At 59.1% G+C, this 17,122-nt stretch carries 18 protein-coding genes and 1 pseudogene; 12 read left to right on the forward strand and 7 right to left on the reverse strand.

What is annotated here, in order from left to right:
- Window positions 1-4: 4 nt before the first annotated feature.
- From ACYJRZ_RS15635 to ACYJRZ_RS15650, 4 genes are read left to right on the forward strand one after another with little or no spacing between them, the layout of a single operon-like run.
- On the forward strand, window positions 5-1,264 hold the full coding sequence (locus ACYJRZ_RS15635; RefSeq protein WP_459460242.1) for an SfnB family sulfur acquisition oxidoreductase: 1,260 nt from the start codon (window positions 5-7) through the stop codon (window positions 1,262-1,264).
- On the forward strand, window positions 1,255-2,514 hold the full coding sequence (locus ACYJRZ_RS15640; RefSeq protein WP_459460244.1) for an SfnB family sulfur acquisition oxidoreductase: 1,260 nt from the start codon (window positions 1,255-1,257) through the stop codon (window positions 2,512-2,514). The genes ACYJRZ_RS15635 and ACYJRZ_RS15640 overlap by 10 nt, the downstream gene beginning before the upstream one ends.
- A 17-nt stretch (window positions 2,515-2,531) precedes the next feature.
- Window positions 2,532-3,890: an LLM class flavin-dependent oxidoreductase gene (locus tag ACYJRZ_RS15645; protein ID WP_459460246.1), complete on the forward strand. Its 1,359-nt coding sequence runs from the start codon at window positions 2,532-2,534 to the stop codon at window positions 3,888-3,890.
- 37 nt (window positions 3,891-3,927) lie between these two features.
- Window positions 3,928-4,230 (forward strand): hypothetical protein, encoded by a 303-nt coding sequence (locus ACYJRZ_RS15650; protein ID WP_459460248.1) that lies wholly within the window; start codon window positions 3,928-3,930, stop codon window positions 4,228-4,230.
- Between the two features lie 23 nt (window positions 4,231-4,253).
- On the opposite strand, the pseudogene ACYJRZ_RS15655 reads toward ACYJRZ_RS15650, so the two are convergent.
- Window positions 4,254-4,373, reverse strand: a pseudogene (locus ACYJRZ_RS15655) (type 1 glutamine amidotransferase domain-containing protein); the annotation flags it as partial.
- Window positions 4,374-4,736: 363 nt separating this feature from the next.
- Here ACYJRZ_RS15655 and ACYJRZ_RS15660 point away from each other — a divergent pair.
- Together ACYJRZ_RS15660 and ACYJRZ_RS15665 are read left to right on the forward strand one after the other, a co-directional pair.
- The gene (locus ACYJRZ_RS15660; protein ID WP_459460250.1) at window positions 4,737-5,486 is read left to right on the forward strand and encodes a helix-turn-helix domain-containing protein; all 750 of its coding nucleotides are present in this window, start codon (window positions 4,737-4,739) and stop codon (window positions 5,484-5,486) included.
- A 114-nt stretch (window positions 5,487-5,600) separates the two neighbouring features.
- On the forward strand, window positions 5,601-6,335 hold the full coding sequence (locus tag ACYJRZ_RS15665; protein ID WP_459460252.1) for a haloacid dehalogenase type II: 735 nt from the start codon (window positions 5,601-5,603) through the stop codon (window positions 6,333-6,335).
- Window positions 6,336-6,617: 282 nt separating this feature from the next.
- Here the strand turns inward: ACYJRZ_RS15665 and ACYJRZ_RS15670 are convergent, their stop codons facing one another.
- The 6 genes from ACYJRZ_RS15670 to ACYJRZ_RS15695 form a co-directional block, all read right to left on the reverse strand.
- Window positions 6,618-6,854 (reverse strand): isochorismatase family protein, encoded by a 237-nt coding sequence (locus tag ACYJRZ_RS15670; protein WP_459460606.1) that lies wholly within the window; start codon window positions 6,852-6,854, stop codon window positions 6,618-6,620.
- 194 nt (window positions 6,855-7,048) lie between these two features.
- Window positions 7,049-8,524 carry a DHA2 family efflux MFS transporter permease subunit gene (locus ACYJRZ_RS15675; protein ID WP_459460254.1) on the reverse strand — a complete coding sequence of 492 codons (1,476 nt, stop codon included), beginning with the start codon at window positions 8,522-8,524 and terminating at the stop codon, window positions 7,049-7,051.
- Window positions 8,525-8,700: 176 nt separating this feature from the next.
- Window positions 8,701-8,955 (reverse strand): hypothetical protein, encoded by a 255-nt coding sequence (locus ACYJRZ_RS15680; RefSeq protein ID WP_459460256.1) that lies wholly within the window; start codon window positions 8,953-8,955, stop codon window positions 8,701-8,703.
- 262 nt (window positions 8,956-9,217) lie between these two features.
- Window positions 9,218-9,697, reverse strand: a complete 480-nt coding sequence (locus ACYJRZ_RS15685) for a hypothetical protein (protein WP_459460258.1) — start codon at window positions 9,695-9,697, stop codon at window positions 9,218-9,220.
- 133 nt (window positions 9,698-9,830) lie between these two features.
- Window positions 9,831-10,631 (reverse strand): BtpA/SgcQ family protein, encoded by an 801-nt coding sequence (locus ACYJRZ_RS15690; RefSeq protein WP_459460260.1) that lies wholly within the window; start codon window positions 10,629-10,631, stop codon window positions 9,831-9,833.
- Between the two features lie 54 nt (window positions 10,632-10,685).
- Window positions 10,686-11,540: a DeoR/GlpR family DNA-binding transcription regulator gene (locus tag ACYJRZ_RS15695; protein ID WP_459460262.1), complete on the reverse strand. Its 855-nt coding sequence runs from the start codon at window positions 11,538-11,540 to the stop codon at window positions 10,686-10,688.
- A 184-nt stretch (window positions 11,541-11,724) separates the two neighbouring features.
- Between ACYJRZ_RS15695 and ACYJRZ_RS15700 the strand changes: the two genes are divergently transcribed.
- Genes ACYJRZ_RS15700 through ACYJRZ_RS15725 form a run of 6 tightly spaced genes read left to right on the forward strand, consistent with a single transcriptional unit; the run spans window position 11,725 to window position 17,113 of the window.
- Complete coding sequence (locus ACYJRZ_RS15700; protein WP_459460264.1) at window positions 11,725-12,504, forward strand: SDR family NAD(P)-dependent oxidoreductase; 780 nt, start codon at window positions 11,725-11,727, stop codon at window positions 12,502-12,504.
- Window positions 12,505-12,546: 42 nt separating this feature from the next.
- Window positions 12,547-13,710, forward strand: a complete 1,164-nt coding sequence (locus ACYJRZ_RS15705) for an ABC transporter ATP-binding protein (protein WP_459460266.1) — start codon at window positions 12,547-12,549, stop codon at window positions 13,708-13,710.
- Between the two features lie 14 nt (window positions 13,711-13,724).
- Window positions 13,725-15,212 (forward strand): FGGY-family carbohydrate kinase, encoded by a 1,488-nt coding sequence (locus tag ACYJRZ_RS15710; protein ID WP_459460268.1) that lies wholly within the window; start codon window positions 13,725-13,727, stop codon window positions 15,210-15,212.
- On the forward strand, window positions 15,209-15,820 hold the full coding sequence (locus tag ACYJRZ_RS15715; protein ID WP_459460270.1) for an HAD family hydrolase: 612 nt from the start codon (window positions 15,209-15,211) through the stop codon (window positions 15,818-15,820). The genes ACYJRZ_RS15710 and ACYJRZ_RS15715 overlap by 4 nt, the downstream gene beginning before the upstream one ends.
- Window positions 15,817-16,488 (forward strand): cysteine hydrolase family protein, encoded by a 672-nt coding sequence (locus ACYJRZ_RS15720; protein WP_459460272.1) that lies wholly within the window; start codon window positions 15,817-15,819, stop codon window positions 16,486-16,488. The genes ACYJRZ_RS15715 and ACYJRZ_RS15720 overlap by 4 nt, the downstream gene beginning before the upstream one ends.
- Window positions 16,481-17,113 (forward strand): cysteine hydrolase family protein, encoded by a 633-nt coding sequence (locus ACYJRZ_RS15725; RefSeq protein ID WP_459460274.1) that lies wholly within the window; start codon window positions 16,481-16,483, stop codon window positions 17,111-17,113. The genes ACYJRZ_RS15720 and ACYJRZ_RS15725 overlap by 8 nt, the downstream gene beginning before the upstream one ends.
- Window positions 17,114-17,122 lie beyond the last annotated feature (9 nt).

The following is a 17,122-nucleotide window of genomic DNA, read 5'->3' on the forward strand; positions in this document are numbered from 1 at the left end:
CCCCATGACTGAACGCGATGCTGTGCTGCCTGCGACCGGATCGGAAGAGGCGAGTGCCATCAGACGCCCGTTGCCGCCGCATATTCCGCATCTGGTCCGCTCGGATGCCGAGGCATTGGAGATTGCCCATCGCCTTGCAGTTCGTTTTGCGGAGGGCGCCGCAGAACGGGATCGCGTTCGTCGTCTTCCCTGGGATGAAGTGGAGGAATATACCGCAAGCGGCCTCGGTGGCATCACGGTACCGAGGGAATTCGGAGGCGCCGACGTCTCCTGCATAACGCTTGCCAAGGTCTTCGAAATCCTTTGCGCAGCCGACCCGGCACTCGGTCAGATTCCGCAAAACCAGTTCGGCGTGCTGGCGCTGCTGCGCGATGTGGGGTCGCCGCAGCAGAAAGCCCGGATCTACGGCGATATCCTTGCCGGCTATCGCATCGGCAATGCGGGGCCGGAGCGTGGGCGGAAGGCGGTCAATCACAGCTCAACTCGCCTGACGCGCGCGGCGGATGGGCTGAGATTGACCGGGCGGCGCTTCTATTCCACCGGCGCCATCTTCGCCCATTGGATTCCGACGCGCGCCGTCGACGATGACGGACGTGCCGTCCAAGTCTGGGCTGCTTATGACGCGCCGGGCGTTCGCATCATCGACGACTGGTCTTCTTTCGGCCAGCGCACGACAGCCAGCGGTTCGGTAGAGTTTACGAACGTGCCGGTGGATGAAGCCTTGGTTTTCCCGGTCTGGTCCTATGCGGACAGGCCCGGTGTCTCCGGACCTGTCTCGCAGCTCATTCAGGCCGCGATCGATTCCGGCATAGCGTTGGCTGCTACCACCGACGCTATGAGCTTTGTCCGCGATCACGCAAGACCCTGGATGGATTCCGGCCTGCAGTCGGCCTGCGAGGATCCGACGATCCTGCATGAAATAGGCGATCTCCATGCGGATTTGCACGCCGCGCAAGCTCTTCTCTACGAAGCGGCGGCTGTTATCGACGAGGTGGCAAAGGCGCCGGTCAGTGAGGCGGGAAGCGCCAGAGCTTCCGTTGCTGTTGCCGAAGCCAAGATATTGACGACGGAAGTCGCGCTGAAAGCAGCTGAGAAGCTTTTCGATGTCGCGGGGTCCGCGGCGACGCGGGGAGCCCACAATCTGGATCGGCATTGGCGCAATGCCCGGGTGCATACGCTTCACGATCCCGTGCGCTGGAAATATCATCTGCTCGGCAACTATCAGCTCAACGGCATATTCCCGGCCCGTCATCAATGGAACTAGCGAGGAAAACCGTGACTGATACCGACTTTCGCGTCCCCGTCGAACCCGCGCGGCCACCGCTGCGGCGGCCCGATCTCATTACTCGCGACGAACAGGCGATCGCGGTGGCAACCGTCCTGGCGGCGGAATTTGCCGCCGGTAGTGTCGAACGGGACAGGGATCGCATCCTGCCATGGCGCGAACTAGAGCGCTTCAGCGAAACTGGTTTGTGGGGCATTACCGTGCCGCGCGAATTTGGCGGTGCGGGCGTCTCGACGCGCACGCTGGCTCAGGTGATCGCCATCATCGGTGCTGCGGACGGATCGCTGTCGCAGATTCCTCAAAATCATTTTTACGCGCTTGAAGTCTTGCGCGTCGGAGCCTCAGCCAAACAGCAACGCTTCTTTTTTGAGCGTGTGCTGGCGGGTGAGCGCTTCGGCAATGCGCTGGCGGAAATTGGCCATCGCGATTTCAAGCGGCGTACTCGGCTTTTGCGCGAGAGGGGAAAGTGGGTCGTTCACGGGCGGAAATTTTACTGCACGGGCGCCGTTTATGCGCACTGGATTCCAACCCTTGTTGTTGCTGAGGAGGAGGCGAAGGACGTCACCTATCTCGCCTTCGTCCCGCGAAATGCGCCCGGCGTAAGGGTCATTGATGATTGGGACGGCTTCGGTCAGCGGGTTACTGGAAGTGGCTCCGTCGAATTCGATCACGTTGAGATCGAGCCCGAATGGATCGTCCCCTTTCAGTCTTCCTTCGAACGCCCGACGACGATCGGTCCCGTCGCTCAAATCATGCATGCGGCCATCGATCTTGGCATAGGGCAGGGGGCCTATCGGGAAATGTTGCGGTTTATCCGCGAACGGGCCCGACCCTGGCTGGATTCCAAGGTCGAACGTGCCTCGGAGGATCCCTTGACGCTGCAAAGCGTCGGGAATGTCTGGCTGCGGCTGCGGGCGGCTGAGGGCTCGCTGAAGCGCGCCGCTGAGGCAACGGATGCGGCTCGTGCCGATATGACCGAGGATAGCGTTGCCCACGCCTCGATCGCCGTTGCCGAAGCGAAGATATTGACGACCAAGGCAAGCTTGCTTGCAGCCAACAAGCTGCTGGAGCTATCGGGCACATCGTCGACGCTTTCGGATGACAACTTCGATCGCTACTGGCGCAACGCCCGCACCCATACGCTGCATGACCCGGTGCGCTGGAAATATCAGGCCATCGGCAACTATTATCTCAATGGCAAACGGCCACCGCGCCATGGCGCGATCTGAAATCGGAATAGCTGAAGATGGCGACCAGGAAAAAACAGATATTGCTCAACGCCTTCAATATGAACAGCGTCGGGCACATCAATCACGGGCTGTGGGTGCATCCCAGGGATCAGTCGCATCGATACAAGACGCTCGACTATTGGACCTCGCTTGCCGCCACGCTGGAACGCGGATTATTCGACGGCATCTTTCTTGCCGATATCTTGGGCGTCTACGACGTCTACCAGGGCTCTACCGATTTGACGCTTCGTGAGTCCATTCAGTTGCCCGTCAACGATCCTCTACTGCTCGTCTCCGCGATGGCGGCCGTGACCCGGAACCTTGGATTCGGTATCACCGTCAATGCCAGCGCTGACGCGCCGTATATTTTCGCCAGGCGAATCTCGACGCTGGATCATCTGACGAGTGGCCGCGTCGGCTGGAATATCGTGACGGGCTATCTCGACAGCGCGGCGCGGGGGCTGGGTCTTGATAACCAGATCGAGCACGATAGCCGTTATGATCGCGCCGATGATTATCTCGACCTGCTCTACAAGCTGTGGGAGGGGAGCTGGGAAGACGACGCGGTCTTGATCGACAAGGAAAGGCGTATCTACGCGGATCCCTCAAAGGTACATGTGATCGACCATCGAGGGCCGTTTTATCGCTCGCAGGCCTATCACCTGGCTGAACCGTCACCCCAGAGAACGCCGGTTCTTTATCAGGCCGGAACGTCTGGCCGTGGGAAGCAGTTTGCTGCACGCCATGCAGAATGCGTCTTCATCGCAGCCCCGGACAAGAGCTCTGCCCGCGCGGCCTCGCGTTCGTTGCGTGAAGCAGTCGTCGAGGCGGGTCGACGACCGGAAGATATAAAGATTTTCCTCGGCATGACAGTCATAACCGATCGTTCCGCTACCGCGGCACGGGAGAAGCATGCGGAATATCTGCGCTATGCCAATCCTGAGGCAGGGCTTGCTCATTTCTCTGCTAGCACGGGCATCGATTTTTCCAGGTACGATCTCGATGAGACCATCACCTACGGCAAATCCAATGCCAGCCAATCGGCAACGCAGATCGCTCAACAACGCGGCTGGACAAAGCGTCAGCTGTTGCAGGAGCTTGCCATGGGTGGTCGCTACCCCGTTGTCGTCGGCGATGCCACGGAGGTTGCCGATGAGCTTTCGTCATGGATGGAGGAGGGCGAGATCGATGGCTTCAATCTTACCCGCACTGTCGTGCCGGAGAGCTTTGAGGACTTTATCGACATTGTGGTGCCGGCGCTTCAGGAGCGCGGCCTCTACAAAACCGCTTATGAACAGGGCCCACTTCGCAGAAAGCTTTTTGGTGAAGGTGACAGACTGCCAGATCGTCACATAGGATCATCCTTTCGCCGTTGATGATTAGCCAGATTGAGCAACGGCAAACTCAGAACGTATGTCGAGGTCTGTACCATCCACGGATGAGAGAAAGGGCCTGCTTGTTCCTTTAGCCGGCAGCTTAGAGCAGTTCCAGCAAAAGTGCGAAGTGGCTTTCCGTCCGGAACTGCGTAAAAACAAGAAGATAGAGCGTTTTCGCGATTCGAAGAAATTTCGAAGAAATGCGGAAAAGCTTTATGTCGCCGGCGCGGGCGCGGCTTCCCGCATTATTATGCTCATTCGTGGCGGTAGCTGGACTTACGGGAGCATCCAGCAGTTTCCTGCCTTGAAAAGACGGGAAAAGCCAAGGACCCGATTCTAAGGATGGAAAGATGGGTTATGCGGTCAAAAGGTTGCGCAGGGCTTCGCCGACTGCGGATTCTGGCCAGTGACCAACATGCCGTCGACCAGGACCTTCGCTGTCCAGTTGGCTGCCGGATGATGATACGCACCACGTGCGGCGATTTCCTAGTAAAGTCTAACTAATGCAGGTCAGACACCATGCCTCTCGCCTGTCGAAACTACGTTCTCATTGATGAGCGACCATGTGATAAGCCAGATTTCCGGACTTCTGCGTTGGCTGCGTTTCTAACTCCGCATTCGCCTATCGGGACCGCATCGACTTGGCATTTTGATCAATTTCCGCTTCGCGCTAACCTCATCAGAAATTCGAACCATGATCTTCTTGATGGCTTCGATACGTTCAGATCGCTGTGCGCAAAACTCCAATCTGTATCGGAATTCCGCGAAAATTAACATCGAGGGCGGGAACTGGTACGATTGCGTTGTTTCATAAGCGCAAGACTGGACCACCTTGGAGCAAGGGCCGTGGACATCAATCTCGAGACAAGACGGTATCATAGTCGCGGTTACCATTATCATGACCACGTCCAGGTGCTATTTCCCTTACGGGGGGCGATGAAGATCTCCATCGACACGGGATCGGGCGTTATTGCAGGCGGCTCAGTCGCTGTTATCCCGATGGGACGTTATCATGACTTCGTCCCAAGTGCCGATTGCAGTCTGTTGGTCGTAGATCTCAAACTCCACGAAAGCGATGCGGAACGAGCACCGGCGCTACTGAGAAGAGACAGCCCTTTGGTCTCACGTATGGAACCCTGGCTTTGGCGAATCTTCCGTCAGATCGGCGCGGAGGTCGACGCGGATGGGCATCGGGCTCACGATGCAGCAAGGTTGGCGTTAACCGGACTGCATCTTATCCGTCTGGGCTCGGCTCCGAGAACAAAATCAAAAGCGTCAAACAGAATCGAACATCTGGTGGCTGATCTTGGAACAGGCGGCAGCAAAACAAATATCGGCGCTATGGCGCGCAAGGCAGGCATTAGCCAAAGCCATTTCCATGCATTGTTCAGGGCGACGTTTGGCAGTTCTCCGAGACAGTATGATATTGAGCGGCGGCTTGATGTGGCGATGGAGCGCCTGATCGCTACCAGCGACACTATAGCGGAAATTGCCTACGCGGCCGGTTATGAGAACGTCTCTGCGTTCAACCGTATATTCAAGCGTCGCCTTGGGATTTCACCAGGCGAATTTCGTCTGACTGGTCGTGTCAACTGAGGCTTAGCCAGATATCGTAGCTTTGGCATAGTCTTTCAGATTCCAGGCTCATTTCTTCTGGCACGCCCAGCGCTAGTGTAGTGCAACGAAGATTTGCGCGAGAGGATGAGCGATATGGATCTGACCTGTTTTAAGGCCCTTTCCTTTGATGTCTACGGTACGCTGATTGACTGGGAGACCGGCATCTGGAACGCCCTGCAGCCGCTGTTGAGCACGGCAGGTCGCGAAATTGGACGCGAGGAGGCGCTGGAGGCCTACGGGGAGATTGAAACGGCGCAGGAAGCTGAAACGCCGTCCTTGCATTACGTCACGCTCCTGTCCGTCGTGCATGCAAGGCTTGCTCGGCTCTGGGGCTTAACTGTCCACTCCGACTTGCATGAGCGCTTCGGCGCCTCGGTGCCCGATTGGCCGGCGTTTCCTGATTCTGCCGAGGCACTCGCCTATCTTAAGCAACATTATCATCTGGTTGTGCTTTCCAATGTGGATCGCAGGAGCTTTGACGCTTCAAACCGTAAGCTCGGCGTTTCCTTTGATGCCATCTACACCGCAGAGGATATTGGGAGCTACAAGCCGGACCCGAAGAATTTTCATTTCCTTTTCTCACGGCTACAGCAGGATCTAGGCGTCCAAAAAGGCGAGCTTTTGCATGTGGCTCAGAGTTTATATCATGACCATGTGCCGGCCATGCAAATGGACCTGGCCAGTGTATGGATTGACAGGCGATTTGGTAAGGCGGGCCAAGGGGCGACGAAAACCCCCGATAATCCTCCGAAAGTTGGTGGTCAATTCCGTTCGCTGTCGGAGTTTGCGGCTGCGCACCGAGCCGCAATCGAGAGCGTAATCAGGTAAAGGTACTCGCTGGATAGTACATCAAGCAGACCCTTTTCGGATTGTGACCGATCATTCGAGAAAGCAACTGCATCCTGCTGTCAACTAACCCAGATCTACGGCAGGCCCTTCACATTGGTGCCTTCCTCGAATTCGCGGCAAGTCGCGTGCGAACGCGGCTTCGGCACCGACGATCCTGACCGCGGTAGGCGACCTATGTCGCCTACCGGATTACACCGATCGGTGAGATGGAACACGTCGCTGCCAACGTGAAAAGGGCCAAGCGGTGCCGGCCGCGATCAGTCAATCGCCACTGCTCGATAGAGCGGCGGCATCTGGTACGATGATGGCGAAGCGGTCGCCGAATTCCGCCAGGGCTGTCTGTCGAACGATTTCGGCCGGAATCACGTCAGTTCCATCGAAGAGAGGCAGATCGCGTGATGCAGTTGCATTGGCGACGACCGTACTGCGGTAACCGAGATCAAGGGCTGCTCGCGTCGTGGTGCTCACACACATATGTGTGGCGAAGCCTGCGATGATTCAGCATCCATTCTCAATGACTGACAAAAACGCACAGCATCGCTCGATTGGGAAGACGTCCGGTATTTGTAGCGCTCGTCCGTCACGGAACACGGAGCGCGACGGCCCGAGCCTTGCGCGTCAACCACGCAACGGTTTCGCGCCGCCTGACAAGTCTTGAAAGCGTCTTGGCGGCCGGCCAGAACATGTTGATTTCAGTGTGGGACCTCGTGACCACCACCGGCAGGTTTTTGGACAAAAAAGGACATTATGATCGCCGCCAGCGAGATGATCGCGCCGCAGAAGAATGCTGTGCGGATTCCGGCGGTGGTCGCTGCTGCGACCGTGCCGCCGTCGGCCAGTGCAGTACTTGAACCGGTCATCGTCATGACTGCGACGAAGAGCGCGGTACCGGCCGCACCGGCAACCTGTTGCGTTGTACCGATCATGGCGCTTCCATGCGAATAGAGGTTCGGGGGAAGAGCGCCCAGACTGGCAGTGAACAGAGGCGTGAACATCAACGCGAGACCGATGCTGAGGATGATATGGGCGATCAGCATCCACCAGAATGACGTGCCCGGTTGGATAAATGTCAGGCTCCACATAAGCAGGCTAAATAGGATGGCACCTGGGACGACAAGCGGCCTAGGGCCATGCCTGTCGAACAGGCTGCCGACGGTTGGCGCACACAGCCCCATGATCAAGCCGCCGGGGAGGAGCAACAGGCCGGTCTCAAGCGTGCTCAGCCCCAACACGTTCTGAAGATAGATCGGCAGCAGGATGAAGACACCGAACATCGACATCATCAGGATCGCCATCATCATCGCCGGAATGGTAAATGCCTTTATCGTCAGGGTGCGCATATCCAGCAGGGCCCGATCATGTTTTTGAAGCTGCAATTGCCGCAGGATGAAAATCGCGATGACAGCCGCTCCCACGATGAGCGGAATCCAGGGGGATACGATCGGTGCGTGGACTGCGGCCTCGCCCAAACCGCTCAGGCCATAGACGAAGCTGCCGAAACCGAGGGCTGAGAGAGGAATGGACAGGACATCAATCGGTGCTTTTTTCGGCTCCGTGATGTTGCTGATCTTCCAGGCGCCGAGGGCAAGCGACGCAAGGGCGATCGGCAGAACGAGCAGAAACAGCCAGCGCCAGTCGAGCGCGCTCAGGATAAGGCCCGAAATGGTCGGTCCAATGGCGGGCGCGACGGAAATGACGATCGAGATATTCCCCATCGTCTTTCCGCGCGACTGCGGCGGCACCAGATGCATAATGGTCGTCATCAGGAGCGGCATCATGATCGCAGTGCCCGAGGCCTGCACGATGCGGCCGATGACGAGCATCGCGAAGCCCGGCGCCAGCGCCGAAATCAGCGTGCCGCCGCTGAACAGACACATGGCCAAGATGAAGACTGGCCGCGTGTTCAGCCGTTGCAGCAGGTAACCTGTCACCGGAATGATGACAGCCATCGTCAGCATGAACGCGGTGGTCAGCCACTGCGCCCGATTCGCGGAGATATTGAGATCGGCCATCAGGTGGGGGAGGGCGACACCCATGATGGTTTCATTGAGAATGACCACGAAGGTCGATACCAGAAGCAGCGCGATGACCAGCCTGTCGCGGGCGCTATGGTCCTCCGGCGCGGGAAGATTATCGGCAGTTGGAATGGCTTGGGAATCAAGAGACATCGGGACGCCTTCAATGAGTAGAGAAAACTTCAGTTCAAAATCACTGAGCTTCATTATGACGTTGGGCCGAAAGACGATCCGACAAGCCCGACGAATTTTTTTCGCCAAGGGAAACTGTTACGCGACATCACTCCGCCATCGTCACACGCCGGACCGAGAACGGTCTATTATTTTGATCAATACGCTACGCCGTATCGCCGTGAAAACGCTGCTCGCCCTTCGATCTCCGCCATTTGGGAGGTTCGATACATGCCGTCACCGGGAAGCGTGGCCCAGCCTTCGGCTATGATATTGCCCTCGTACTTCGACACATAATGGTACTGCTCTGCGTAGGCATATAGGCCATTTTCTCTCTGTAGGACAACCATTCGGCGTTTTGGATGGAGGGCGGTGCTTATTTCAGCAATGCCCAGTTCTTTCGCTATCTGCATTAAGGCTCTCGATGAGCACGAGGTTTAACGGTTTCAGACGGCGGCAACGCAGCTTTCGGTCAGCCATTCTGGCGCGGCTGGTAAGTGCCTGCATCAAGAGCGGATCACGCTGGCTCGCGCGCGTAGCAGCATCTTGACGGCATGACTGACAGCATCGCCGGCACGATTAGAATCGCGTTGGTCTTCGTCGGTTTTTCCAGGTATCGGGAGACTCAAGGAGGGCGAGGAACTCGCGCACTGGTCGTTATCCAGTCGGTCGCTTTCAGTTGCAGCGCTTCCGTGCCTTAAGCGTCTTCACCATCTTGTCAACCAGTGGTCCGAATCGCTTTTGTTGTACGGCGGGATACTCGAATGTGAAGTTTCCCATTGCGTCATCGCAGAGCGCGATCTGCCGCATGTAGATGATCCGGTCGCCCTTGATTCCCGAAAAGCTCGCCGATGATGCACCGCGCTTCTCGTAGGTGAACTTCCAGCCGTCTTCGGTCTCGAATTTCTTCCGAAGGTCGCTTTCCTGGCTGAAGCCGCCTTCCGTCAAGTAGTTTCCCCAGACCGACAGCTTGGCCGTTCCGTCCGCGCTCTCGAGACTGATCCCGTCGCCGTTGTCGGCCGTCTGAACCGTCTTGAAGTCTGCCGGAAGGTCGATCACGTATCCGAAGCGGCCGTTTTCATACGGTTTGAAGTCCGCGGCGACAACCGACGTGGCGCATACACATGCGGCGAAGATGGTGGCGAAGCGATACATGGCAGCCCTCTGATATGTCTCGCGTCAGAGGAAGTCACGAACACCGACAGGAGGTCAACAGATATCATTCCATCCTAAGGGCGTCGACATCATCATCCCACTCATGGGTTTTAAGGTGGAGACCTTTGAGCTGTCAGCGAATAGCGCTGACGACGTCCATGAACCGTTTGACGCGGGCGAGTTCCACTTTATTCCAGGTATTGCCCTCATATTTGAAATGAGTGCCGATGACGACGCCGCTGGCGCAGGATAGGATGTCGATGACATTGTCCTTGTTGACGCCCGTATTGGCGAAAACGGGAACATCCGTAACGGCTTCACAGACCTTGCGCAGGCCGGACTGGTCGACCGGTTGACCGGTCAGCGGGCCGGATACAAGGATGGCATCGGCCAGCGAGGAAAAGACGGCGCTCTTTGCGCGGAGTTCGATCGGGCGCTGGTCGAGCGAATGAGCGAATTCAGCATTGATGTTGAACAGCATCTTCATGTCGGCGCGGCCGAGCTTGGCGCGCAGCCGCGCCGGTGTTGCGCAATCTGGGGCCCAGATACCCATGTCGGATGCAAAGACGCCGGTGAATATCTCACGTACGAAGCTTGCGCCGGTGGCGGCGCCGATGGCGACACTTGCCGTTGGATCCCAGAGATAGTTAACGCCGAAGGGAATCTTGAGTTCCGCCTTTGCAGCCTGGACAATCGCCGTCATCGCAGCGATACCTTCCGGCGGCGCCTTCAACTCGTAAGGCCGGTCATTCTCGTTGCCGAACATGATGGCATCGACACCGCCTTCCTGCAGCGCGCGAATATCTTCCATCACGTCGTCGATGAGCTTCGAGACGCCGCCTTTCGGATCATAATTCGGCGAGCCGGGGAGGGCGCCGATATGCGCCATGGCAATGATGACCTTCTTCTTGTCACCAAAAAATTCAAAAACCATCGAAAGCTCCGAAATTGGGCGTTAGGGAAAGCGAGTTTCAACAAACCGGATGCTTCAGGAGGACGCGCCGGCGACCATCACTTCGACCTTGGCGGCTTCAAGCGCTTTTGCCAGTTCCGGCGGCGGCGATGCATTGGTGATCAGCATGTCGAATTGTGACAGCGGGGCGATGTGGACGAGCGACATACAATCGAATTTCGATGCGTCGCAGAGAACGACTTTCTTCGTCGAGCGGCGGAGATAGACGCGCTTCATCTCAGTATCATCGAAGGAATAATCATAAATACCGTCCGACGTCAGTCCAGAAACGCCGACAAAGGCAATGTCGAACCAAAGCGCCTCGAACTGGGAAATCGCCGTTGCATTGGAAATCGACAATTCATCGTTTTTCATGCGCCCACCCGGCAGGTAGACTTCCGCCAGGCCTTCCCCAAGCTGGGTAGCGTTGCGCACGCTGTTGGTGAAGAACTTCACATGCTGTTGGCCGGCGAGCAGGCGGGCAAGCAGGAATGTTGTGGTGCCGACATCCAGCGCGATGGTGCGAAGTCCGGCGGCGACCTGCGCTGCCGCTTCCGCAATCAGCCGCTTCGGCAAAGCGTTCTTGGCAAGACGAGCCTGGAAGGTTGGCTCGTTGAGGCGCGAGGTGGTTGCCGAAAGGCCGGGTTCGACAATTGTGGTAAGGTCGGTGCTCACTGCTCCGCCATGCGTGCGGGCAAGCCGTCCTTCCTTCTCCAGCTCCGTCAGGTCACGGCGCACGGTCATTTCAGACACGCCGAGCTGCGCGGCAATTTCCGTGACCGATACGGCACCCGTTTCGGCCAGCGCATCCAAAATGAAGGAACGGCGCGTGCGCGCAAGAACTTTCGTCTTTTCGACGGTCAGCATTTCGGCATCCTGGCCTGCGATCATGGGTCTGTCTTTCATTTACATAAGGTGGGTAGGGGGTGCGTCCGCATGCGTCCGAAGCCCATCCTCGCATTGCATGATCAGTGCTTAACCCAGAAAGCGAACAAATTCAAACATAAATTTCGATTGATTTGTAAGTTTTTGTTGTTATATGATCGCGATATTGTTTAGGTCGGAGATATCGTTCGTGGGGCATCCTAAATTCGCGGAACTCGAGGGTTTAAAGGCGATCGTCACGGGCGGCGGCAGTGGAATCGGCCGTGCAATCGCGCAGGCGCTGGCAAAACAGGGTGTCAAAATCACCATTTGCGACATCAATCTGGATGCGGCGAACACAGTCGCACAATCGATTTCCGGCCATGCTCTGGAGATCGATGTTCGTTCGCGTTCCTCCGTGGAAAAGGCGTTCGAACGAGCTGCGGATGTCATGGGCGGCTACGATATACTGATTGCCAATGCCGGCGTCTCCACCATGCAGCATGCGCTGGAGATCAGCGACGAGGAGTGGGACTTCAACTTCGACGTCAACACGCGCGGCATCTTCCTGACGAACCAGATCGCTGCGCGTCGCTTCGTGTCGCAAGGCCAGGGTGTGATTGTCAACACGGCCTCGCTTGCCGCGAAGGTCGGCGCGCCGCTTCTGGCGCATTACTCTGCCAGCAAGTTCGCCGTTCTCGGCTGGACCCAGGCGCTTGCCCGCGAACTGGCCCCGAAAGGCATCCGCGTCAATGCCGTCTGCCCGGGCTTCGTCAAGACAGGCATGCAGGAGCGGGAGATCGATTGGGAGGCCAAATTGCGCGGCGTCAGTCCCGAACGCGTCGTTGAAGACTATATCGCCCAGACGCCGCTCGGGCGGCTGGAAACACCCGAAGATGTCGCCGATGTCGTCGTTTTCCTCTGCTCGAATTCCGCCCGTTTCATGACCGGTCAGGGCGTCAATGTCACCGGCGGCGTCTATATGACCTGACAGGCTAGCCGACCGCCCAAGCCGCATCATATCGGAGAGAGCATGGCATCCATCGTCTTTGAGGGAGTGGAAAAGCATTATCCGGACGGATATGCGGCAATCCGGCACCTCGATCTCACCATCGAGGATGGTGAGTTTCTGGTTCTGGTCGGCCCAAGCGGTTGTGGTAAGTCGACCGCGCTGCGAATGATTGCGGGTCTCGAGGATATCACTTCGGGTCGCCTGTTGGTTGGCGATACGCTCGCCAACGGCCTTGCGCCCCGCGATCGCGACATCGCGATGGTCTTCCAGTCCTACGCGCTTTATCCGCATATGACCGTTGCCGAGAATATCGGTTTCGGCCTTTCTGTGCGCGGCGTCGACAAGACGGAGATCGATCGCAAGGTCAGGGAAACGGCCAAGCTTCTCGAACTCGACGCCTATCTCGGCCGCAAGCCTGGGCAGCTTTCCGGCGGTCAGCGACAGCGCGTGGCGATGGGGCGGGCGCTGGTGCGCGCGCCCAAGGCGTTTCTGATGGACGAACCTTTAAGCAATCTCGACGCGCGGTTGCGCGGCCAGATGCGGGCCGAAATCGCCCGGCTGCAGAAGTTGAGCGGCATTACCACCGTCTATGTCACGCATGACCAGATCGAGGCCATGACCATGGGTGATCGCGTCGCCGTTATGCGCGCTGGTGTTTTGCAGCAGCTCGGCACGCCGCGCGCGCTTTACGACACGCCGGCTAATCTCTTCGTTGCCGGTTTCATCGGCACGCCGTCGATGAATTTCCTGAAAGCCACGCTGGCGGGCAGTGAGGGCGGTCTGGCTGCTGCCGCCGGAGGGTTTACTCTGCCGGTGCCAGAGCCTGTCCTTGCCGCGCGTCCGGCGCTTGCGCGTCATGTTGGCAAGGAGATCATTGTTGGCGTGCGGGCCGAGGCGTTGAGCACCGCGGATGCCGTTGATCCTAGTTTCGGGCGCATGGAAGGAACGGTTGCCTTCATAGAAGATTTCGGCGCCACGAAACTTATCCATCTCGATATTGGCGGGGCCGGCAAGCTGGAGGAGGTGACGGCGGAAGCCGACGAGGTTTCGCTTTCCGGCCCTCGATTGCGTGCCTCCGTGCCGGCGACGCTTCCGCTTCGCGTTGGCGAGACGATCGCCCTGTCGGTCAATCCGGCAGAACTGCATTTCTTCGACGTAGCGACTGAAAACGCGATCCGCGACTGAAAGGTTCTTTCGGCATGCCCGTGTTCATCGGCATCGATATCGGCACGACCTCGACGATCGCGGTAGCGATGTCGGAGACCGGCGAACCCCTGGCCTCGGCCTCGCGTCCCTCGCGCTTGTCCTCGCCGCATCCCGGCTTTGCCGAGGCCGACCCCGGGCAATGGTGGGCGAACACGCAGGTCGTGGTGCGGGAGATGATCTCGCGCTTACCTCAGGGATGTGAACTCGCCGGCGTCTGCGTCACCGGAATGCTGCCGGCTGTGGTGCTTCTCGATCGCGAGCGCCGCGTGCTGTGTGCGAGCATCCAGCAGAGCGATGCGCGTTGCGGGGCGGAAGTCGAAGCCATGAAAGCGGCTTTGGACGAGGCGCGCTTCCTCAGCCGCACCGGCCAGGGCCTGACACAACAATTGGTCGCCCCTAAACTGCAATGGCTGAGGGCGCATGAGCCCGGTATCTATGGCCGGATCGCCCATGTCCTCGGCTCCTATGATTTCATCAACATGCATCTGACCGGCCGCCTGACGGTCGAGCGTAACTGGGCACTCGAAGCGGGCTTCATCGATCTTGACGATCACCGGGTTGCGGACGACCTCGTGGCGCTGTCGGGACTTCGCCCCGGCGTCCTCCCAGAGCTGGTCGCATCGCATGAGGTCATCGGCGCGGTGACGGCGGAAGCGGCGCAACTGACCGGCCTGCCGGAAGGCCTGCCCGTCTTCGGCGGAGCCGCCGACCATATCGCCTCCGCGCTAGCGGCTGGCCTGACGCAGGCCGGCGATGTCCTCCTCAAATTTGGTGGAGCAGGCGACATCATCGCCATTGCCGGCAGGCCGGAGCCAGATCGTCGGCTTTTTCTCGATTACCATCTCGTCCCCGGCCTTTATGCGCCGAATGGCTGCATGGCTTCGTCCGGTTCTCTTCTCAGATGGCTTGCCGCGCTCATCGGTGGCTCGGAAAGTGACGATGCTTTAAAGGAGCTCGACCAGGAAGCGGCGGCCGTGCCTGCGGGCGCGGACGGCGTGCGCGCACTCCCCTATTTTCTGGGCGAGAAGACGCCGATTCATGATCCGCTGGCGCGCGGTACGATTACGGGCCTCAGCCTCGGTCACACGCGCGGCCATATGTGGCGCGCGGTGCTGGAGGCAATTGCCTGCGGCTTCCGCCATCACCTCGATGTGCTTGCGGAAACGGGGCGCCCGGCAACACGGCTGATTGCCTCCGACGGGGGAAGCCGAAGCCGCATTTGGATGCAGATCGTCGCCGATATCTGCGACCAGCCGATCCACGTCCTGTCCGACGCCTTCGGCTCGTCGATTGGTGCGGCTTGGGTGGCGGCGGCCGGATCAGGCGTGGCTGCATGGGAGGATGTCGCGGCCTCTGTGCGTTTTGGCGCCGTGCTGCAGCCGTCGCCCGAAGGTGTTGCCGCCGGCGACCGGATCTATGCCGACTATTGCGATCTCTACCGGTCGCTGAAACCCTTCTTCGCGCGTGGAGACCAGCCATGATCAAGGCAATCGCCTGGGATGTCGACGGGACGCTGATCGACAGCGAACCCGTTCATCACAAGTCACTGGTAGCCGTTTCGGAGCGCTATGGCGTCAACATAGCTGCCGATGATACGCGTTTCATCGGTGTGGCGATGAGTGATGTCTGGACGGTGCTCGCACCGCTCTATCCGCTGGGACTTGGCCCCGATACTTGGATCGCCGAGATTGTCGATGCCTATATTGAGCGCGCTGCCGAATTGCAGCCGATTGCGGGCGCGCCGGAGACGGTGCTTGCGCTAGCCGAGGCCGGGCTTGTTCAATGCGCGGTTTCCAATTCGTCTCGCCGCATCGTCGAGGCCAATCTTAAGGCTATGGGGCTCGACCGCGCGATGTCCTTTGTGATCGGGCGCGAGGATGTAGTGCACGGCAAGCCCGATCCCGAGCCCTATCGGCTTGCAAGCGGGCGCCTTGGCCTTGATGCTTCGCACATGCTGGCCGTCGAGGATAGCGTCGTGGGCGCGGCCTCGGCGCGGGCGGCGGGCATGCCGGTGCTGCACTATGGCGCGGATTTCACCGACTTCGCGGTGATCCTCGACCTGGTTGAGGAGCGGAGGCTTCGCGCATGATGAATTTCTGGCCCTGTAATCCGCCTGAACACGCCGCGAAGGCGGCGCTCGTTGTGATTGACATGCAGGTCGACTTCTGCGCGCCGGGCGGGTGGGTCGATCAGTTGGGCGAGGATGTCAACAATACGCGCTCCGTCATCCCGGCCGTTGCCGAGGCTCTGACAATCGCGCGGGCCGCGGGCCTTGCCGTCTTCCACACCCGAGAGGGCCATAAGCCGGACCTGTCGGATCTACCAGCCAACAAGCAATGGCGCACCCGCGTCCATGGGCTCGGCATCGGCGATGAAGGTGCTTCCGGGCGCATCCTCGTGCGTGGCGAACCCGGCTTCGAAATCGTTCCGGAACTTGCGCCGCTTGCTGGCGAAACGGTGATCGACAAGCCGGGCAAGTCGAGTTTCCACGCGACCGATCTCGATGCGCGGCTGACGGCTCAAGGCATCACCCATCTCATCGTCATCGGCGTCACCTCCGATTGCTGTGTGCAATCGACCTTCCGAGACGGCTTCGAGCGCGGTTATGAATGCGTCATTCTTGAAGACTGCACGGCAGCGGTCGAAACGGTTAATCACGAAGCGACGATGGATATCTTGAAAGCTTTCGGCGGGCGCTGGGGGACGGTCTCCGATCTCGCGGGCTTCCGCGCCGCCGTGGAGGCGCTTCATGGCTGACAACTTCCCCGGCGTTGCCGCCGCCCCGTATTCCTGGCCTTTCGACGGGCAATGGAGCGCTGCCGACAGCGCGCTTCTCATTCTGGGGTTCCAGAACGGTACGATCGCGGCACTCGGTGCGGAGCCGGAGTCCGTTGTCGCGGCAAAGCTGATCGCATGCGCCCGGGATGCCGGCCTGCCGGTGATTGCGAGCCGGCGCTGCCGCAGCGAGACGCTTTCTCCGATTGCTGCCCGCCGCGCCGCCATGGGCGATCCCGTCTTGGCGGCCGGGACGTCGGAATGGCAGCTTTCAGACACGCTCGACCTGCAGATGGAGGATTCGATTTTCGACCATCCGGGCGACAATGCCTTTTATTCGACCGGGCTCGAAGCCTGGTTGCGGCGGCGCGGCATCCGCAATCTCGTGCTGGCGGGTGTTCCAACCGAGGGCCTGCTGCACGCGACCCAACGTGCTGCCAATGACATGGGCTTCGAATGCATCGCCGTTTCCGATGCGTGCAAGGGAACGACGGATGCCCGTCATGCCGGGCAATTGCGCATCACCGTCTTCGGCAACGGGCTTTTTGGCACCGTGGCGCGCTCGGATCTACTGCACTCGGCGCTAAGGGCGCCCATCCCGACCTGAAGAGGATCG

Source organism: Rhizobium sp. No.120, assembly GCF_054558365.1.

Bases quoted from the DNA above. Each gene is read 5' to 3' on its own strand.
- ACYJRZ_RS15665 (WP_459460252.1), top strand. From the start codon at position 5,601: ATGGATCTGACCTGTTTTAAGGCCCTTTCCTTTGATGTCTACGGTACG.
- ACYJRZ_RS15695 (WP_459460262.1), bottom strand. From the start codon at position 11,540: ATGATCGCAGGCCAGGATGCCGAAATGCTGACCGTCGAAAAGACGAAA.
- ACYJRZ_RS15650 (WP_459460248.1), top strand. From the start codon at position 3,928: ATGTCGAGGTCTGTACCATCCACGGATGAGAGAAAGGGCCTGCTTGTT.
- ACYJRZ_RS15715 (WP_459460270.1), top strand. From the start codon at position 15,209: ATGATCAAGGCAATCGCCTGGGATGTCGACGGGACGCTGATCGACAGC.
- ACYJRZ_RS15640 (WP_459460244.1), top strand. From the start codon at position 1,255: ATGGAACTAGCGAGGAAAACCGTGACTGATACCGACTTTCGCGTCCCC.
- ACYJRZ_RS15725 (WP_459460274.1), top strand. From the start codon at position 16,481: ATGGCTGACAACTTCCCCGGCGTTGCCGCCGCCCCGTATTCCTGGCCT.
- ACYJRZ_RS15690 (WP_459460260.1), bottom strand. From the start codon at position 10,631: ATGGTTTTTGAATTTTTTGGTGACAAGAAGAAGGTCATCATTGCCATG.
- ACYJRZ_RS15720 (WP_459460272.1), top strand. From the start codon at position 15,817: ATGATGAATTTCTGGCCCTGTAATCCGCCTGAACACGCCGCGAAGGCG.
- ACYJRZ_RS15675 (WP_459460254.1), bottom strand. From the start codon at position 8,524: ATGTCTCTTGATTCCCAAGCCATTCCAACTGCCGATAATCTTCCCGCG.
- ACYJRZ_RS15705 (WP_459460266.1), top strand. From the start codon at position 12,547: ATGGCATCCATCGTCTTTGAGGGAGTGGAAAAGCATTATCCGGACGGA.
- ACYJRZ_RS15645 (WP_459460246.1), top strand. From the start codon at position 2,532: ATGGCGACCAGGAAAAAACAGATATTGCTCAACGCCTTCAATATGAAC.
- ACYJRZ_RS15635 (WP_459460242.1), top strand. From the start codon at position 5: ATGACTGAACGCGATGCTGTGCTGCCTGCGACCGGATCGGAAGAGGCG.
- ACYJRZ_RS15680 (WP_459460256.1), bottom strand. From the start codon at position 8,955: ATGCAGATAGCGAAAGAACTGGGCATTGCTGAAATAAGCACCGCCCTC.
- ACYJRZ_RS15685 (WP_459460258.1), bottom strand. From the start codon at position 9,697: ATGTATCGCTTCGCCACCATCTTCGCCGCATGTGTATGCGCCACGTCG.
- ACYJRZ_RS15710 (WP_459460268.1), top strand. From the start codon at position 13,725: ATGCCCGTGTTCATCGGCATCGATATCGGCACGACCTCGACGATCGCG.